Raw genomic sequence first — 15157 nt, 5'->3', positions numbered from 1 at the left:
GAGAAACCTCAGCCGGTGAGCAGGAGAGGGCGCGGGCGGTCAGGCCCGGGCCCGCTTCAGTTCGCTGAAGGCGGTGACGGCGGAGAGGGCGGCGATGCTGTCGTAGAGACGGGCGGACTCCTCCCCCGCCGGTACGGCGGTGAGGATCGGGCCGAAGAAGCCGGGGGTGTCACCGAACGCCACGATGGGGGTGCCCGACTCCTGGCCCACCCGGCCCTGCCCCTCCTCGTGGGACGCCCTCACGGCCGCGTCCCACGCCGGGTCATCGGCCGCGTCCGCCAGTCCAAGGGGCAGGCCGGCCGCGGTCACCGCCCGGCCGATGGTCCCGTCGTCCCACTCTCCGGCCTTGTCGTGCACGCGGGTTCCCAGTTCGGTGTAAAGGGCGTCCACCACCTCGTTCCCACCGTGCTCGGCGGCCGCTGCCAGCACGCGCAGCACGCGCGCCCCGCGCCGGTGCCCTTCCCGGTACTGGCTCGGGACGTCGTCCCGGTCCTCGTTGAGGACGGCGAGGCTCATCAGCCGCCAGGTCACCTTCTCGCCCCGGACGGCCGCCTCGGACCGCAGCCAGCGCGAGGTGCGCCAGGTAAAGGGACAGGTGGGATCGAACCACATCATCGCGCCCATTGTGCGCCCTTCCAGTTCGGAGTTGTCGTTCTCGGCTGTGGGCCGGTCAACGGCCGGCGCCTCGGGAAGCACCGGTGAACGCGGCCGTTTGACGCAGCGTTCCGGCGCGGGACAGGAAACGCTCCTCGACCGTGGCCCGCGCGGCCTTGCTCCAGCGGAGCCGGCCGGCCTCGTCCGTCAGCGATCTACGGACCGTCTCCGCCCACGGTCCACCGCCGTCGGTGTAGGGCGTGAGGAGACCGTTGACGTCGTGCTCCATCTGCTCGCTGATGCCGTCGATGTCGGATCCGACGACCACGGCGCCCCGCCACATCGCTTCGGCCACGGTCAGTCCGAAGCTCTCCCGGACACTGTTCTGCACCACCGTCCGGGCGTACCGCCGCAGTACGTTCAGCGCGAGGTCCTCGCCGGTGCGCCGCAGCGGGCCGAACCGCCAGACGTGGACCCGTTCACGCACTGGTCCCGCCAGTTCCTCGCGGGCCCGCATGAGTTCTCCCCACACCTTCCGGTTCACCGGGTAGTTCTCCCGGTCGTCGATGTGCGGGCCGACGAGTACGAGCTCCACGTCCGGCTCCTGCCGCGCCAGGTCCGCGAAGGCCCGGACCACGCCGAGTTGTCCCTTCAGCGGGTCCCAGCGGGACACCTGGAGCACGAAGGGCGACTCGGGGGCGCGCAGGCCACCGGTGCCGTGATCGTCCAGGAAGATATGGGTGTCTTCCCCGCCGATGTCCGCCGGCCCGGCGGTGCCGCGGGCCGCGTGGACGTCGGACCACAGCGCGGCGTAGGTCTCCTCCGGCAGGTCCCGGTTCTTCCACGATCGCGGGTCGATTCCCGGCGGGACGACGAGGATCCGCTCGTCGTCCTCCCAGCCCGGCCAGATCAGGCCGCGATGCGGGAACAATAGGTGGTCCACGACGTCCAGTTGAGGCCGGAGGAAGGAGACGGCGTCCTGGTCGATCATGTCCAGGTGCTCGGAGCCGACGTGACAGCGCCAGGCGATCCTCGGCGTCACGGGGCGGATCGCGGCCGCCAGGTTGAGCACCATGGGGTCGTGCAGGACGACCACGTCGGCGTCCCGGGCCGCCGCCACCACGGCTTCGGCGTTCGCGCCGAGGAACCGTTCGACGCCCGAACGCACCCGGTCCTCCGGGAAGTCGCCCACCGGCACGCCGTACAGGGCGTTGTGCAGGACGAACGCGGCGTCGTGGGCCTCGTCCAGATCGTTCGCCGTGACCCATCGGGGCTGCCATCCGGACTCGACGAGGTAGGGCAGCTCGCTGCGGACGACCTCACTGACCCCACCCAGCTTGTCGGTGGTGCTGACGTGAAGGATGCGCGGTCCGTCCGAGGTCATGTGTTGCTCCTCTTCGATTCGGGATACAGGACACGTGCGGGAAACGCCCTCTCGCAGGCGACGAAGCCCAGTCCGCCGAGCGCGACGAGTGCGCCCAGTACCAGCCACAGGGCCAGGCTGTTCCACTGCAGGAGCGCGCCGACGACGGCGGGACCGCCGACGCTGGAGACGGTCCACGACATCTGGAAGACCGACGAGTACCTGCCGCGCAGCGGCACCGGCGCGGCCTCCATCGACAGCGACTGGGCCGGCGGACCGGCGGACATCTCGCCGACGGAGAAGAGCATGATGCCGACCAGCGCGAGCCCCGTCGCGACCGCCCGGGAGCCGCTGCCCGCGCCCGCGAACACGGCGAAGGCGAGCAGGAAGGCACAGGCCCCGACGAGCACCGCCCGGGTGCGCCGCAAGCCTGCCAGGGAACGCGAGACGACCGTCTGGAACAGCACGGTCATGGCCGTGTTCACCGCGAACGCCACGGAGGGCACCCACGGAGGCAGGCCCAGCGTGTCGACGAAGTAGAACGGCAGCACGACGCTGGGCAGCAGCCACGCCACGGTCAGCGCGGTGTGCGCCACGGTCATCGCGACGTACGGGCGGTCTCCCAGAACCATCCGCCATCCTCCGGACCCGGCCGCCGGTTCCGCGTCCGGGCCCCCGGGGCCGTCCGCGTCCCCCACGGCGTCCTGCGGGTTCATGCGCAGCCGGAAGAACACCACGGCCGACAGGAAGGAGGCGGCCACGGCGACGATCAGGATCGCCCGGAGCGTGCCTACGTCACCGGCGGCGAGAGCGACGGCGGCGGTCGCCGCGCCGAGGCCGAGGGCGGCGCTCTTGAAGGCGTTGACGACCGCGAACCAGCGGTCCAGCGTCTCCCCCTCGGCGACCTGTTCCGCGATGAACACCGGCCAGCCGACCCAGTACAGGCGCTGCGAGAAGGAGATGAACGCGACCGCCGCGACCAGCTGGAACCAGCCGTGGATGTCGACGAGTCCCAGGTAGCCGAGCCCGCAGCACGCGTTGGCCAGCACGAGGGTTCGCTGGGCACCCCAGCGGTCGGCCGCACTGCCGGCCACGGGATTCAGCACCAGGGCGACGAGACCGCCCCCGGTCAGGATCAGGCCGATCTGTGCGACCGGCAGATCGGTGCTGAGCGTGAGGTAGAGGAATGTGAGGGGGTAGAAGGCCCCGGCGGCGAGCGTGTCCACGAGCAGGACACCGAGCATGATCTTCCGCTGGGGGGTGTCGGCCAGTGGTCTCCGCATGGCCTTTCCGGTCACCGTGGGCCGTTCCCGTCAAGGAAGGCGACCCGCACCGCGCCGCCGATCCGGCGGGCCTCGGTGAGGAGGTCGCCGGACCAGCGTTCCCACAGTCCGCGCAGCCGGGACGTGATCACCACGAGGTCGGCGGAGCCCGGTTCGAGCACGGTGCGCAGGCCGACCGCGTGCAGGGCCGTCGCGCCGTCCGCCGCCACGTCGTCCTCCGGCCACTCGTCGAAGTCGACGAACGTGCACGCCACGCCGCTGCCGGAAGCGCCGAGGGTCCGCAGGCCTCCCGCGCCCATGACCACCACCCGGGTCGGCCGGCTGCCGTCCGGCAGCGGTTCGGCCACCAGACGCGTCACCTCCTGGCGTACGTCGATGTCGCGGGCCTGCTCGGTCCAGTCGAGCAGTCGCCGGTACTCGTACTCCAGCGGCGGGTCGTAGTGGTTGCGGGAATACATCGCCCCGTACAGCTCCATGACCGGAGAGGGATGCTTCTCCCACAAGGTCCAGGAGTTGGCGCAGTTGCTGCTGCGATTGCCGTCCAAGTCCCGTTCGTGCGGGCTCTCCAGGGCCCACGCCCGGTGCGACAGGACGATCGGCATTTCCCGCCGGTGGACGCGGAACCCGAACTCCAGGTCCTCCCCGCCCCAGGAACGGAAGTCCTCGTCGAAGCCGCCGACCGCGTGGAAGTCGGCTGCGGGCAGGGACATGTTGAGCGCCCACACGTTCATCCAGGGGGCGGCAAGACGCCTCAGGTCGAAGCCCACCTTCTCCAGGTCGTCGTGGCGCAGGTCCCGGAACTCGGCCTGGTCGGCGTAGGTACGTACCACCTCCTCGGGTTCGTTGCCGGCGATGGCCTCCGTGAGCCCCGGGAACGGCCGGTACGGGTTGTAGCCGTAGGTGTAGCCCAGCACCAACCGGCCGACGGCCTCGCCGTGTTCGTGTGCCGAGACGTGCTCGGCGATGAAGTCGGGTCCGACCAGGGCGCCGGTGTCGAGGAAGACGAGCAGGGGGGCGCCAGCCAGCCGGGCGCCGCCGTTGCGTACGGCGGCGGCCCGGAAACCCAGGTCCTCCTGCCTATAGGAGACGATCCTCAGTCTGGTGGCGAACGATTCGACCACCTCGGCGGTGTGGTCGGACGACCCGTCGTCGGCGACAACCACCTCGAACCGTTCCGGCGCGAACCGCTGCCGCGCGAGCCCGTGAAGTTGCTGCCGGAGAAGTTCGGCCCGATTGTAGGTCGGTATCACCACGGAAACCTGCGCATCGGGTGGTTGCGTCATCGCTGTCCTTCGCTGTGGGTCAGAGCCGCGCTCAGGCGGGAGCGGGTACCGACAGGGCGGGATGCGCCGGTCCGAAGACGCCGTCGGGATCCACGCGTCGTCTGACGTCCTGGATGGACCGGCTCGTGTCGTCGGCCATCCGGCCGGGACGGTCCAGGTCGACCGGATCGCTGGCGTAATTGACGTAGTCGGCGTGCCCCTCACCGTGGAGGGACCAGGGACGGGTCAGCCGGCTGATGCCGCGTGCCCAGTCCCGCCGGGCGTCGTCCTGGGCCGGATCACGCCAGATCGCCATCGCCAGCACGGTGTACGCCGCGTCGCGGAAGGTGATGGCCCCCGGTTCCTCGGCGTCGGGCACGGCCCCGCCGAGCGGTGTGATGATGACCGTGTCCTCGACGCCGTCTCCGCAGCCGCCGCTCGCGTACTGGTCGACGAGCCCTTCGGCCAGTTCTCCGGGCAGCGCGGTGAGCGAGGACGTGGACCAGTAGTGCCGTAGGCCGAAGTCGGTCTCGCCCAGTGAGGCCTGCATGGACAGGTAGGAGCGGGGACCGAAGTCCTTGCCGGTCAGAGGCGCACAGGCCATCATGCGCTCGATCCGTCGTACGACCGCCTCGTCTCCGCCGGAGTAGAAGACGTTGGCGACGACGGACCGGACGGCCGGGTCACCCCAGGGTTCGAGCATCAGCAGGCAGGTCATGTCCGCGGGCGCGTCCGCCATCAGCTCGGTGAACGCCGCCATGACCGGGGTCGCGTACCGCAGCGGATAGGCGAACCGGCCTCCGTACACACGCGGCACGGGCGCGAGCCGGAAGGTGAACTCGTCGACGACCCCGAGGCCGTGTCCCGCGCCTCGCAGCAGCCGGTTCAGCTCGGCGTCGTGCTCGGCGTCGATCCACCGTCGTCGTCCGTCGCCCGTGACCATCCGGTACGACTCCACCCGATCGCAGGCCAGGCCCAGGCTGCGGGTGAGGTAGCCGAGCCCGCCGCCCAGGGTGAGCCCAGCGACGCCCGTGGACCCCACCGTGCCTCCCGTGGTGGCGAGCCCGTACCGCGCGGCGGCGGCGTCGATGTCGTCCCAGGTGGCACCGCCCTGTACACAGGCGAGGGCCCGTACCGGGTCGACCGTCACACCGCGCATCAGCTTGAGGTCCATCACGAGGCCGCCGTCGTTGGAGCCCGATCCCGCGACGTTGTGTCCGCCTCCCCGGACGGTGACGGTCGTACCCGCTTCACGCGCGGCCAGGACGACAGCCGCGATCTCGCGGCTGTCGACCGGCAGACAGATCACGGCCGGCTGTCGGTCGTGCATGCCGTTGAACATGCCCCGCAGTTCGTCGTAGCGGGGGTGTCCGGTGGTGACGACCCGTCGGGGACACAGTTCCTCGAGGCGTTCGGCCAGCGAGGGGTTCACGAAGCGGTCCTCGGTTCGAAGGCGATCCGGTGCCCCGCGAAGTCCACCTTCGTCCGGAGGTAGTGGTCGTTGAAGGGGTTGACGTGGCAACCCGTCGGCACGGACTCGGCCACTCTGATGCCGTGCTCCGACAGTTGCCGTTGTTTGTCGGGGTTGTTCGTCACCAGCCGGATCTCGTCGTGGCCCAGGGCGGACAGGACCGCGGCCGCGACCCCGTAGTCCCGCGCATCGTCCGGCAGGTTCAGCTTCCGGTTGGCCTCGAAGGTGTCGACGCCCGAGTCCTGGAGGACGTAGGCGTCCAGCTTGTTGTAGAGGCCTATGCCCCGGCCCTCCTGACGGAGGTAGAGAAGAATTCCGCCCTGAGCCGCGAACATCGCTAAGGACTCGGCGAGTTGCGGACCGCAGTCGCAGCGCAGCGATCCGAAGACATCACCCGTGAGGCACTCCGAGTGCAGGCGGACCAGCGGCACGGGGCCGGGGTCGCCGAACACGAGGGCGAGGGGTTCCTTGTCGACGGGCCAGTCGGGCGGCAGCCCCCGGAAGGAACGGACGGTGGGAATGGCCTCCGATCCGTCCGGAAGGGCGATCGGCATCTTCACCGTGGTGCGGATGGTTAACGAAAACCTGTCCTGATCGCCTTTCACCGCATGCGTGACCTGGGTCATCCGTGGTTCCTTTCTCACAGAACGGCGTTGTGTGCATCTCGTGCGTGAGTGAGTTCATGCCGGGCGGGCGGCAGCGGCACCGCGACCGGCCCGTCCCGGCGGTCACCGCATGGAAGCGAAGGTGACCGCGGGACGGCATGGGTGGCCGTGCTGGGCATGCGCCGATGCCACGGGCGTGCACGGCCTGGAGGCGAACTGCGTCATCGGCCGGCCTTGATCGGTGCGCACACCAGTGCTCACCAGGACTTCCGAGAGTTCGTCCGGTGCGGGCCGGGCCAGTACCGACGCGTGATGGTGAGGGTCAAAGACAGCAGGCGGACGCGCCTCTGAGGCGTGGCGTCACTCTGCTGACAACGGCCGTCAGGGACCGTGGGAAAAGCCGGCCAGGGGCAGGTGTCCCCGTGTCCGACGCGTACGGAAACCTACGGTGCTGAGATGATCATGATGTTCTGGTGCAGCCATGACAGCGTTCGATTCCCCCGTCGACAACCAAAGTGACGCTACGTCAATGCATGGGCCCCGATACGGACATAGAACACGCGCTCCCGCAGCCTGCCACTCGGGAGCGCTCCCACGAGCCTTGCACGGAGGTTTTGCCCGCGTCAACAGACCTTGTCCCGGCCTCTGTTCGGCCGCCCCGGCAGGCCGGACCCGCGGACCCGGAACACCCCGGGTCGGAGGCGTTCGCACGGCTTCACGCGAGCACCGGCGGAGCACGGCGACAGGCCGCGGCCCGCCGGGGCACCGACTTCCCGTAGCGGCGCTTTCAGCGCAGATGCGACGTGTCGTTGAAAACGCGCATGGATGCCTTCAATCCGACGCAAGAAACACCCGAGAAGGACGCCGGGGCCAGCTCCATGGCGAACAGCGATGCGCCGGGTGCTCCGAGCGCCAGCTGTATCAGCACCTTGATCGGCGTGACGTGGCTGACGACCAGGATCGTCCGGCCCCGGTACCGGGAGATCAGGTCGTCCCTGACCCCGGCCATCCGCCGTGCCACATCGGCGAAACTCTCCGTGCTCCCGGTGGGCGCCGTCCCGGTCGACGCGTGCCACGCCGCCAGGTCCTCGGGGAAACGGGACCGCACCGCGTCGTAGGTCAGCCCTTCCCAGTCTCCGAAGTCGGCCTCCCGGAGTCCATCCTCGACCACCAGGTCCAGGCCGAGCCGGCGGGCGACGACCGCGGCGGTCTCACGGCAGCGCCGGAGCGGGGAGCAGACCACCGCCTCGACGCCGGCGCCCGCCAGGAGCGTGGCCCCGGCGGCGCGGTCCGCTTGCCACCGCCCCACGTCGGACAGCTCGGGGTCAGTGCCGCCGCTCCCGGAGAAGCGCTTCTCCGGAGTCAGGGCGGTCTCGCCGTGACGCAGCATCAGCAGGGTCGTACGGGGCTCCGCGCTCTCCCCCGGGGAGGCCCACCCGCTGCCGCCCGAAAGGACGTGCGTCGGCGTCACGGGTCCAGCGTCCGGATACGGATTCGTTGTCGAGGTCATCCGCACAGGCTAGCCCTGGGTTCCAGCCATCAAGGCGACGCAGACCGTTTCACCAACTCCCTTATGGTGCAGGCTTGTTACCTTCTCAGAGCCCGGGATCCCCGGCCGTACCCGGACACCGCCCGTACGTCCGCCGCGGCGGACCGGGCTCCAGCGTGAATCCTCACAGAACAGAACGGATGATCCGATGACCAGCCGCCCGTACGTCGTGCTGTCCGCCGCGAGCAGCGTCGACGGCTATCTGGACGACCCCACCGACCAGCGACTGCTGCTGTCCAACGCTGAGGACTTCGACCGTGTGGACGAAGTGCGGGCGGGCGCCGACGCGATCCTGGTCGGCGCCACGACCCTGCGCCGCGACAATCCACGTCTCCTGGTGAACAGCGAGGAACGCCGAGCCGCCCGGCTGGCACGCGGCCTGCCCGCGCATCCGCTGAAGGTCACCGTCACGGCTTCCGGCCGGCTCGACCCCGGCCTCATGTTCTGGCGGCACGGGGACAAGAAGCTCGTCCTCACCGTCGATTCCGCGCTCGAGAGGGTCCGGACGGATCTGGACGGACTGGCCGACGTGGTGAGCACCGGCGCCGAGCTCGACTGGGGCCGGGTCCTCGACGAACTCGGCCGCCGGCACGTCAAGCGGCTCGTCGTGGAGGGCGGGGGCACTGTGCACACCCAGTTGATGGCACAGGACCTGGCCGACGAGCTGCACCTGGCCGTCGCCCCGCTGCTCGTGGGACAGCCAGGGGCGCCGAGATTCCTCGGCCCGGCCGACTACCCCGGCGGCCCCACCGCGCGGATGCGGCTGCTGGAGACGAGGGCGACCGGCGATGTCGTGCTGCTCCGCTACGCGCCGAAGGAACGGGTCCCGGCAGCCGGCCCCACCCGTGAGCGTGACCTCCATTGGATGCGCAAGGCGATCGAACTGGCCGGGAAGTGCCCTCCTTCCGAGGGCGCGTACTCCGTCGGCGCGGTGATCGTCGGTGCCGACGGCACCGAACTGTCCCACGGATACAGTCGCGAGGGCGATCCGCACGTCCATGCGGAGGAGTCAGCGCTCGCGAAGCTGCCGGCCGGTGATCCGCGGCTGCGGACGGCGACGATCTACACCACCCTGGAACCCTGCTCCCAGCGCCGGTCGCGCCCGCATCCGTGCGCTCAGCTCGTGCTCACCTCCGGTCTCCTGCGGGTCGTGATCGCCTGGCGCGAACCCTCACTGTTCGTGGACGACTGCGTGGGCGTCGAGCGACTCCGGGCGGCCGGGGTGACGGTGGTGGAGCTGCCCGAACTCGCCGTGGACGCGAAGGCGGCCAACACGCATCTACTCGGCACTGGCTGACCGCGGAACCCCGGCCATGCCGCACCCACCGGTTCGCGGACACCGGCCGTATCCGTCGTCGGTGTTTTCCGGAGGTGAGCCTCGGGGCCGGGGCCGAACCCGGTGCGGGCCGCGCCGCCGACGCAGTGCTCGGAGTCGTCAATCAGCCAACCACGTAAGCACACGCCTTTTCTTAACCCACAAGCGAAACATGCGGGTCGCCGTGTCTGGCCTGAGCTGCGACGACGCGGCCGGACTTCCTCGGTCCGCAGGGCGCGACCACCTGGCCACCGAGCCCGCCGGAAGCCACCCCATAGCGAAGAAACGGGAAATCCTGCCCCCAGGCGCCAAGGCGGGAAAGTCGCTGTTCCCGGCCCGCCTCCGCGATCTACGTTTGCGGTCGTGCCGGGGTGAAAGACACCTCGCTGCCGCACCGCTCACCTTCCCGCGGAAGTGAGCACGAGGAGCTCACCCGTCACCCGCCGTGTCCCGCTCTGCGGACACGAGTCTCTCCAAACCCATCGGTTCAACGGTCACGGCTGCCACGGAGCCATGGCCGTCATCACTGGCAACAACGACCATTGATCGCCTAACGACGAAGGACTTCACGAGATGAACAAGCTCGCCGCAGGCAACCGCACGTCCGCTCGCCCCTCCCGAACGCGCCTGGCAGCCACCGGAATCGTGTCGGTGGCCGCGCTGGGCATGCTCGCCCTCCCCCCTGCCACGGCCCACGCCGCCCAGTCGGCCGACTGCCCCTCCAGTGCTCTGTGCCTGTACTCCGGGCAGAACTTCGGAGGCGAACTCCTGACGTTCTCCTCGCTGACCAGCAGCGGCACCTGCGTCAGCCTCGTCGACCACGGATGGGCCGGACGGGTCGAGTCCGTGACCAACACCCACACCACCAGTGCGGCCCTCTTCCCGAGCGACGACTGCCTGGGCGGCCCGAGCCGCATCGACGCGGGGGCGAGCATCGGGGACCTCGGCTCCTTCGTCCCGCTGAGTGCCTGGGTACCCGGCCGGACGAACTGACCGGCGCCCTGAGTAGCTGCCCCGTCGTCCTGGTCCCGAGGGACGGGCGGCAGCCGGGAGGCTCGACCGGGTGATCACTGCCGGCCGCGGGCAGGGAGACAGGGCTTCCTGGCAGCTCGGGGTGGTGAAACCGCAGCTCGGGGTGGTGAAACCGACCGAGATCCAGGAGGCCCTGTCGCCGCGGCTGTCCTTGATCGCCCTTCGAGAGCGTGCGAGTGATCTGGTGGTGCGCGAACCCGGTCTCCGCGTCGGCACGGCATCCGCCTGCGCAAGGTGCTGTCCACCGTCGCCGCACGTGAACCCCGACAACTACTGGGATCTGAAGGCCAAGGCAGCCAAGACCTGTCACACTATTGCTCTCGAAGGGATACTCCCGTGATACGCCACCGCGGCCCCATCAGCGGCATCGCCGCATACGACAGCACCTATGTGGCCACCGCCGGATACGACAACCAAGTCGTGCTCTGGAACGCCGCCGACCGGCAACCTCTGGCCCGCGGGGTCCACGACCACCTGGCCAACCAAGTGTCCTTCAGCCCCGACGGCAAGTACCTGCTGACCTCCTCCAGCGACTACACGGCGCGGCTGTGGTTGCTCCCAGACCTGAAGCTTCTCACGGTCTTCTCGAAACATGACGACGACGTGGAGATGTCGGTCTTCCACCCGACCGAGCCACTGATCGCCACGGCCTCGCGCGACCACCGGGTGCGGGTGTACGCCTTCGACGGGGAGCTGCGGGCCGTCTTCGAGGGGCACACCGCGGACGTCATCTCCGTCGAGTGGGCCGGTGCTGGGGACGAGCTGATCTCGTCCAGTGACGACGGCACGATCAAGCGCTGGTCGCTGAGCACAGGCGCGAAGGTGGCGGACGTCGACCTGGGCGGAGTCGAGACGGACACAGTTGCCCTGGCCTCCAACGGCATTGTCTACGCGGGTAACGACGACGGTGAGATCGTCCTGGTCCGGGACGAGGGCACGACCATGCACCCGGCGCACGAGGCGGGCATCAAGCGGTTGGTCTACAACTCGGCCCGGGACCTGCTGGTCAGCCTCAGCTACGACCGGACACTGCGGGTCTGGGACACCTCCGACGGGCTGGCCCCCGTCGCCTCCTCGTCGCTGCCGAGTGACGTGTGGCCCCGCTCGTGCGCGTTCCTTGACGGCAACACGCTGGTGTTCGCGACGTTCGGCACCTCATACGCTACCTACCGCATCGACGACGCCTCCTGGGATCTGGACGGGGTGGACGACACGCCCGGTGTCAACGCCGTCATCGCCCGCCGAGGAGCCCGCCTCACCATCGGCGACGCCGGCACCCTCCGGGAGGACGGCACGGAGCGGGCCAGGACCGGCAGTCTCTGCAACTTCCTGACCGAGGTCGGGGGCCGCGTGGTCACCGGCGGCCAGATGGGGGCGATCTTCGACGCCTTCAGCGGCAAGGTGCTGCACCAGCACCGCTCGCCCCTCAACTGCGGAGCTGCATGGGTTCGCGACGGGCTGCCGCACGTGGTGATCGGCACGTACACGGGGGAGGGCCTGGTCTTCTCCCTGCAGCCCGACGGAGAGTTCCGGCTGGAGACGACGCTGAACCTGCACGGGAACGCGGTCAAGGGCATCGCGGTGAGCGGCGACTCGATCTTCTCGGTCTCGGCGGACGCCGAGGCGGCGTGGTTCTCCATCTCCTCCCTCACCGAGACGGGACGCGCACCGGAGGCCCACGACAAGATCGCCAACGGCTGCGTCGGCCTCGGTGACGGAGCCTTCGCCAGTGTGAGCCGCGACCTGAAGCTGCGGATATGGACCGGCAGGGACGCCGTTACGCTTGACACCCCGCACGACCACTCGATCAAGTGCGTCAGCGCCTCGGCGGACGGCCGCTACATCGCCACCGGCTCTTACAACGGGCTGGTTGCCGTCCACGACCGCGCCGACGGAACCTGGCCGACGGTCACCCGCCCCACCACGGCCGGTATCTCCTCGCTGCACTACGACGGCGAGGCGAGGACCTTCCTCGCCGGCTCCTACGACAGCAACGTCTACGAGATCCCTCTGGGGCAGGGATGACGCAGGCGGGGCTCCCGGCCAATCCCAATGACGTGACCGACCGCGAGGCGATGGGACTGCCCTGGTCCTTCGTCTCGCGCACGGACGGCCTCCTCTTGGCCGAGGCCCACCGCAAGCTCGCCGACCGGGAGCCGGAACACCTGGCGGCCGCGGCCTAGGACCGCTCACTGCCGTTCGTCGAGCGGCTCTCAGCCGGCTCCCTCCTCGGTTTGCTCGGGGACCCCAGGATCTCCGCGACGGACCCGGCGATGGTTGAGGTGCCGGCCGGTACGTTCCGTGTGGGGCTGGGATCCCGCGCGGGTGGCAGCGGTGGCCGAGAGGTGGCGCCATGTGGGCGTGCTGCCCGAGTGGATCCGCAAGGAGACCCCGAACACGTCGTTGACGTGGCGCAGTTCAGGATCGGGCGGTACCCAGCGACCAATGCCGAGTACCGGGAGTTCCTGGAGAACACGGACGCGCAGTGGCTGCCGACGTCGTGGCGCTTCGGGGGTGTACCCGGCTCACCTCTCCAACCGCCCGGTGTGGACGATGCCGCCGGAGGAGGCCGACGCCTACACCCGGTGGCTGGCCGAACGCGCCGGCCGGGCCTTCCGGCTTTCCACGGAGGCAGAATGGGAGTACGCCGCCTCCGGTGGAGACGGCCGGGAGTATCCGGGGGAGAAGAGTTTCGCCCGGAATGTGCCAACACCGCCGAGGCGGGACCCACTGGAGGCCCCCGTCGGGATCTACCCCGACAGCCGTGCGCCGTTCGGTTGCCCCCCCGATCGCGCTGTCGCGTCCAGCTCGCCCCGGATGTGCCGCTGCCGGACACGCTGACCAGGGACAGGTCCGTCGCACCCCGATGGGCGGCTTCGGCGATCAGGCCTTCCAGCAGCACACTCCGGCGTCCCTCCAGACCCGGAAGCGTCCGTAGACGGTGGGCCAGGGGCCGAACTCACCAGGCATCTCCCGCCACTGGGCACTGGACCGAAACCGCCAGACCACCCCCTCGAACTGGTCCCGCAGCCGGGGTATGGACCGTACTCACCGATCGGCAGGTAAGGCTCGATGAACTCCCACTGCACGTGGCTCAGTTGCCTCCGCGTCACACCCAGCGTCCTACCAGGCCCCATCCCCCGACAGGGACGGAACCGGAGTTTGGTTCACACCCTCGAACAAGCCTTGTGCCGTCGGTGGTACGACCAGGTCACCGCCGCCAGGAGCGGGCCCCACAGCAGCAGTGGGGCGTGGGCGGCGGCGAAGAGCACTTCACCGGCCGAGATGCTGGGGTCCGGGCTGGGCGAGGTCAGCAGTCCTCCGAAGAAGAGGACCCACCACAGGACGGTGACCGCGAGGGCTCCCAGCGAAGCGGCGAGGACCGCGAGCCCTCGGTCGACCGGGCGTCCTCCGAGGAACGGAATCCAGCAGGGCAACACCTCTTTCCAGGGTGACTGGGGAGAACTACAAGGCCGTTGACAATGGGCCGACCCGCCGACGCGTTCGCCGCCAATGACGTCGCTCGCAACCTGGACATCACGCGCCGCGACCCGATGTTCGCTTCCCTCGGCATGGCCCGGCAGGCGGCGATCCACGGCGCGGCGCACGACCGCACCGGCACTCGTCGTGCGTTCGACCAGGCGCAGGACGCCATGCTGCGTGCCGACCCGGGCGACTACCGGCCTGTATGGATGCTCGCCTTCTACGACCAGGCCGAGCTGCACTCCCTGGCCCTGTCCGCCCACTTGGCACTCGGCGACCACCCGACCGCCGAGTACCACGCCCACCGCTGCCTGGCCGCTCTGCGCCCCCACATGGTCCGGTCCCGGGCCATCACCACCACCCGTCTCGCACACGCCCAACTCGCGCAAGGCGCCGCCGACGCCGCCGCGACCACCGCGATGAAGGTCCCCGCCGACGCGGCTACCCAGCACGCCCGGGTAACGCGCATGTTGCAGGAGTTCGGAGCCGCGCTGCGTGCCACCGCGCCCCGCAGCTCCACCGTGCAGGCCTGGACCGAGCACACCGCCACCTGGAGGATGGCCGCATGACCACGGCTCCCGCCATCGAACTGCGCACGTTCACCACCCTCGACACCGCCCGCGGCGACCTCCTCGACGTCTACGCCGATGTGCGCGCCCCACTCCTCCACCTGCCGAACTACGCGGTCACCGCCTTCGGCGAGCGCCTGGACCGACACGGCGGCGAGCCGGGTTTCACGGCCGTCCTCGCCTACGCGGACGGACACCCGGTCGGTTACGCCTACGGCAACGCCATCGGACACGGCGACCGCTACTGGCAGCGCACCAGTCCAGCGCCGGCGGACGAGTACACCGAGCGTCCGGCCGTGGCCCTCAAGGAGATCGGAGTCCGGCCGGCGTGGCGGAAGACCGGCGCCGCCCGGCGCATCCACGACGCCCTCCTCGCCACGCGCGACGAGCCGTTCGTCACGCTCATGGTCAACCCGGCCGCTGGGGACGGAAAGGTCCACGCGCTCTACCGGTCGTGGGGGTACGAGGACATCGGGCGAAGCCAGCCGTCACCGGCGTCGCCCGTCCTCACCGTGATGATTCGCGCCGTTCGCTGATCGCGGCGAGGGGGGCTGAAGTCTGCACGCGCTACGGCTTCGGAGGCCGAGCACGTCATCGCCACGCCCGCAGGCCGGGCGGCGCGGCCACGGTG

At 70.0% G+C, this 15157-nt stretch carries 14 protein-coding genes and 3 pseudogenes; 8 read left to right on the top strand and 9 right to left on the bottom strand.

What is annotated here, in order from left to right:
* Window positions 1–39: 39 nt before the first annotated feature.
* The 7 genes from RI578_RS42160 to RI578_RS42130 all read right to left on the bottom strand — a co-directional run bounded on the left by RI578_RS42160 (window position 40) and on the right by RI578_RS42130 (window position 8049).
* Window positions 40–615 carry a disulfide bond formation protein DsbA gene (locus RI578_RS42160; protein WP_310869145.1) on the bottom strand — a complete coding sequence of 192 codons (576 nt, stop codon included), beginning with the start codon at window positions 613–615 and terminating at the stop codon, window positions 40–42.
* Window positions 616–670: 55 nt separating this feature from the next.
* Window positions 671–1978, bottom strand: coding sequence for a glycosyltransferase (locus RI578_RS42155; RefSeq protein ID WP_310869146.1), 1308 nt, complete (start codon window positions 1976–1978; stop codon window positions 671–673).
* Window positions 1975–3240, bottom strand: a complete 1266-nt coding sequence (locus RI578_RS42150; RefSeq protein WP_310869147.1) for an MFS transporter — start codon at window positions 3238–3240, stop codon at window positions 1975–1977. The genes RI578_RS42155 and RI578_RS42150 overlap by 4 nt, the downstream gene beginning before the upstream one ends.
* A gap of 11 nt (window positions 3241–3251) precedes the next feature.
* Window positions 3252–4490 (bottom strand): glycosyltransferase, encoded by a 1239-nt coding sequence (locus tag RI578_RS42145; RefSeq protein WP_399059182.1) that lies wholly within the window; start codon window positions 4488–4490, stop codon window positions 3252–3254.
* Window positions 4491–4554: 64 nt separating this feature from the next.
* Window positions 4555–5934 (bottom strand): FAD-dependent oxidoreductase, encoded by a 1380-nt coding sequence (locus tag RI578_RS42140; protein WP_310869149.1) that lies wholly within the window; start codon window positions 5932–5934, stop codon window positions 4555–4557.
* A complete protein-coding gene (gene ribA / locus RI578_RS42135) occupies window positions 5931–6527 on the bottom strand; it encodes a GTP cyclohydrolase II (RefSeq protein ID WP_310869150.1) in 597 nt (198 codons plus the stop codon). Before ribA ends, RI578_RS42140 begins: the two co-directional genes overlap by 4 nt.
* Before the next feature lie 838 nt (window positions 6528–7365).
* Window positions 7366–8049, bottom strand: a complete 684-nt coding sequence (locus tag RI578_RS42130) for a histidine phosphatase family protein (protein WP_399059184.1) — start codon at window positions 8047–8049, stop codon at window positions 7366–7368.
* 226 nt (window positions 8050–8275) lie between these two features.
* On the opposite strand from RI578_RS42130, the gene RI578_RS42125 reads away from it, so the two are divergent.
* The 6 genes and pseudogenes from RI578_RS42125 (at window position 8276) to RI578_RS42100 (ending at window position 13315) form a co-directional block, all read left to right on the top strand.
* Window positions 8276–9424 (top strand): dihydrofolate reductase family protein, encoded by a 1149-nt coding sequence (locus tag RI578_RS42125; protein ID WP_310869151.1) that lies wholly within the window; start codon window positions 8276–8278, stop codon window positions 9422–9424.
* A gap of 591 nt (window positions 9425–10015) precedes the next feature.
* A complete protein-coding gene (locus RI578_RS42120) occupies window positions 10016–10435 on the top strand; it encodes a peptidase inhibitor family I36 protein (protein WP_310869152.1) in 420 nt (139 codons plus the stop codon).
* 70 nt (window positions 10436–10505) lie between these two features.
* The gene (locus RI578_RS42115) at window positions 10506–10814 is read left to right on the top strand and encodes a hypothetical protein (RefSeq protein ID WP_310869153.1); all 309 of its coding nucleotides are present in this window, start codon (window positions 10506–10508) and stop codon (window positions 10812–10814) included.
* Window positions 10811–12499 (top strand): WD40 repeat domain-containing protein, encoded by a 1689-nt coding sequence (locus RI578_RS42110; RefSeq protein ID WP_310869154.1) that lies wholly within the window; start codon window positions 10811–10813, stop codon window positions 12497–12499. Before RI578_RS42115 ends, RI578_RS42110 begins: the two co-directional genes overlap by 4 nt.
* A 32-nt stretch (window positions 12500–12531) precedes the next feature.
* Complete coding sequence (locus RI578_RS42105) at window positions 12532–12657, top strand: hypothetical protein (RefSeq protein ID WP_310869155.1); 126 nt, start codon at window positions 12532–12534, stop codon at window positions 12655–12657.
* A gap of 90 nt (window positions 12658–12747) precedes the next feature.
* A pseudogene (locus tag RI578_RS42100) lies at window positions 12748–13315 on the top strand (formylglycine-generating enzyme family protein).
* On the opposite strand, the pseudogene RI578_RS42095 reads toward RI578_RS42100, so the two are convergent.
* Window positions 13287–13587: pseudogene (locus tag RI578_RS42095) on the bottom strand (transposase); the annotation flags it as partial. The pseudogenes RI578_RS42100 and RI578_RS42095 overlap by 29 nt on opposite strands.
* A gap of 54 nt (window positions 13588–13641) precedes the next feature.
* On the bottom strand, window positions 13642–13914 hold the full coding sequence (locus tag RI578_RS42090; RefSeq protein WP_310869156.1) for a hypothetical protein: 273 nt from the start codon (window positions 13912–13914) through the stop codon (window positions 13642–13644).
* A gap of 42 nt (window positions 13915–13956) precedes the next feature.
* On the opposite strand from RI578_RS42090, the pseudogene RI578_RS42085 reads away from it, so the two are divergent.
* Window positions 13957–14526: pseudogene (locus RI578_RS42085) on the top strand (hypothetical protein); the annotation flags it as partial.
* Window positions 14523–15062, top strand: coding sequence for a GNAT family N-acetyltransferase (locus RI578_RS42080; protein WP_310869157.1), 540 nt, complete (start codon window positions 14523–14525; stop codon window positions 15060–15062). The pseudogene RI578_RS42085 and the gene RI578_RS42080, both read left to right, overlap by 4 nt.
* The last annotated feature ends 95 nt before the right edge of the window (window positions 15063–15157 follow it).

The sequence above is a fragment of the Streptomyces sp. BB1-1-1 genome, from assembly GCF_031597775.1.
GTDB classification, from domain to species: Bacteria; Actinomycetota; Actinomycetes; order Streptomycetales; family Streptomycetaceae; genus Streptomyces; species Streptomyces thinghirensis.
Note: the sequence above shows the minus strand (reverse complement) of the source record. Positions and strands in the feature narration are given on the sequence as shown.

Excerpts from the sequence above, each read along its gene's own strand:
- RI578_RS42160 (WP_310869145.1), bottom strand. The coding sequence starts at position 615 with ATGATGTGGTTCGATCCCACCTGTCCCTTTACCTGGCGCACCTCGCGC.
- RI578_RS42155 (WP_310869146.1), bottom strand. The coding sequence starts at position 1,978 with ATGACCTCGGACGGACCGCGCATCCTTCACGTCAGCACCACCGACAAG.
- RI578_RS42150 (WP_310869147.1), bottom strand. The coding sequence starts at position 3,240 with ATGCGGAGACCACTGGCCGACACCCCCCAGCGGAAGATCATGCTCGGT.
- ribA (WP_310869150.1), bottom strand. The coding sequence starts at position 6,527 with ATGCCGATCGCCCTTCCGGACGGATCGGAGGCCATTCCCACCGTCCGT.
- RI578_RS42125 (WP_310869151.1), top strand. The coding sequence starts at position 8,276 with ATGACCAGCCGCCCGTACGTCGTGCTGTCCGCCGCGAGCAGCGTCGAC.
- RI578_RS42120 (WP_310869152.1), top strand. The coding sequence starts at position 10,016 with ATGAACAAGCTCGCCGCAGGCAACCGCACGTCCGCTCGCCCCTCCCGA.
- RI578_RS42080 (WP_310869157.1), top strand. The coding sequence starts at position 14,523 with ATGACCACGGCTCCCGCCATCGAACTGCGCACGTTCACCACCCTCGAC.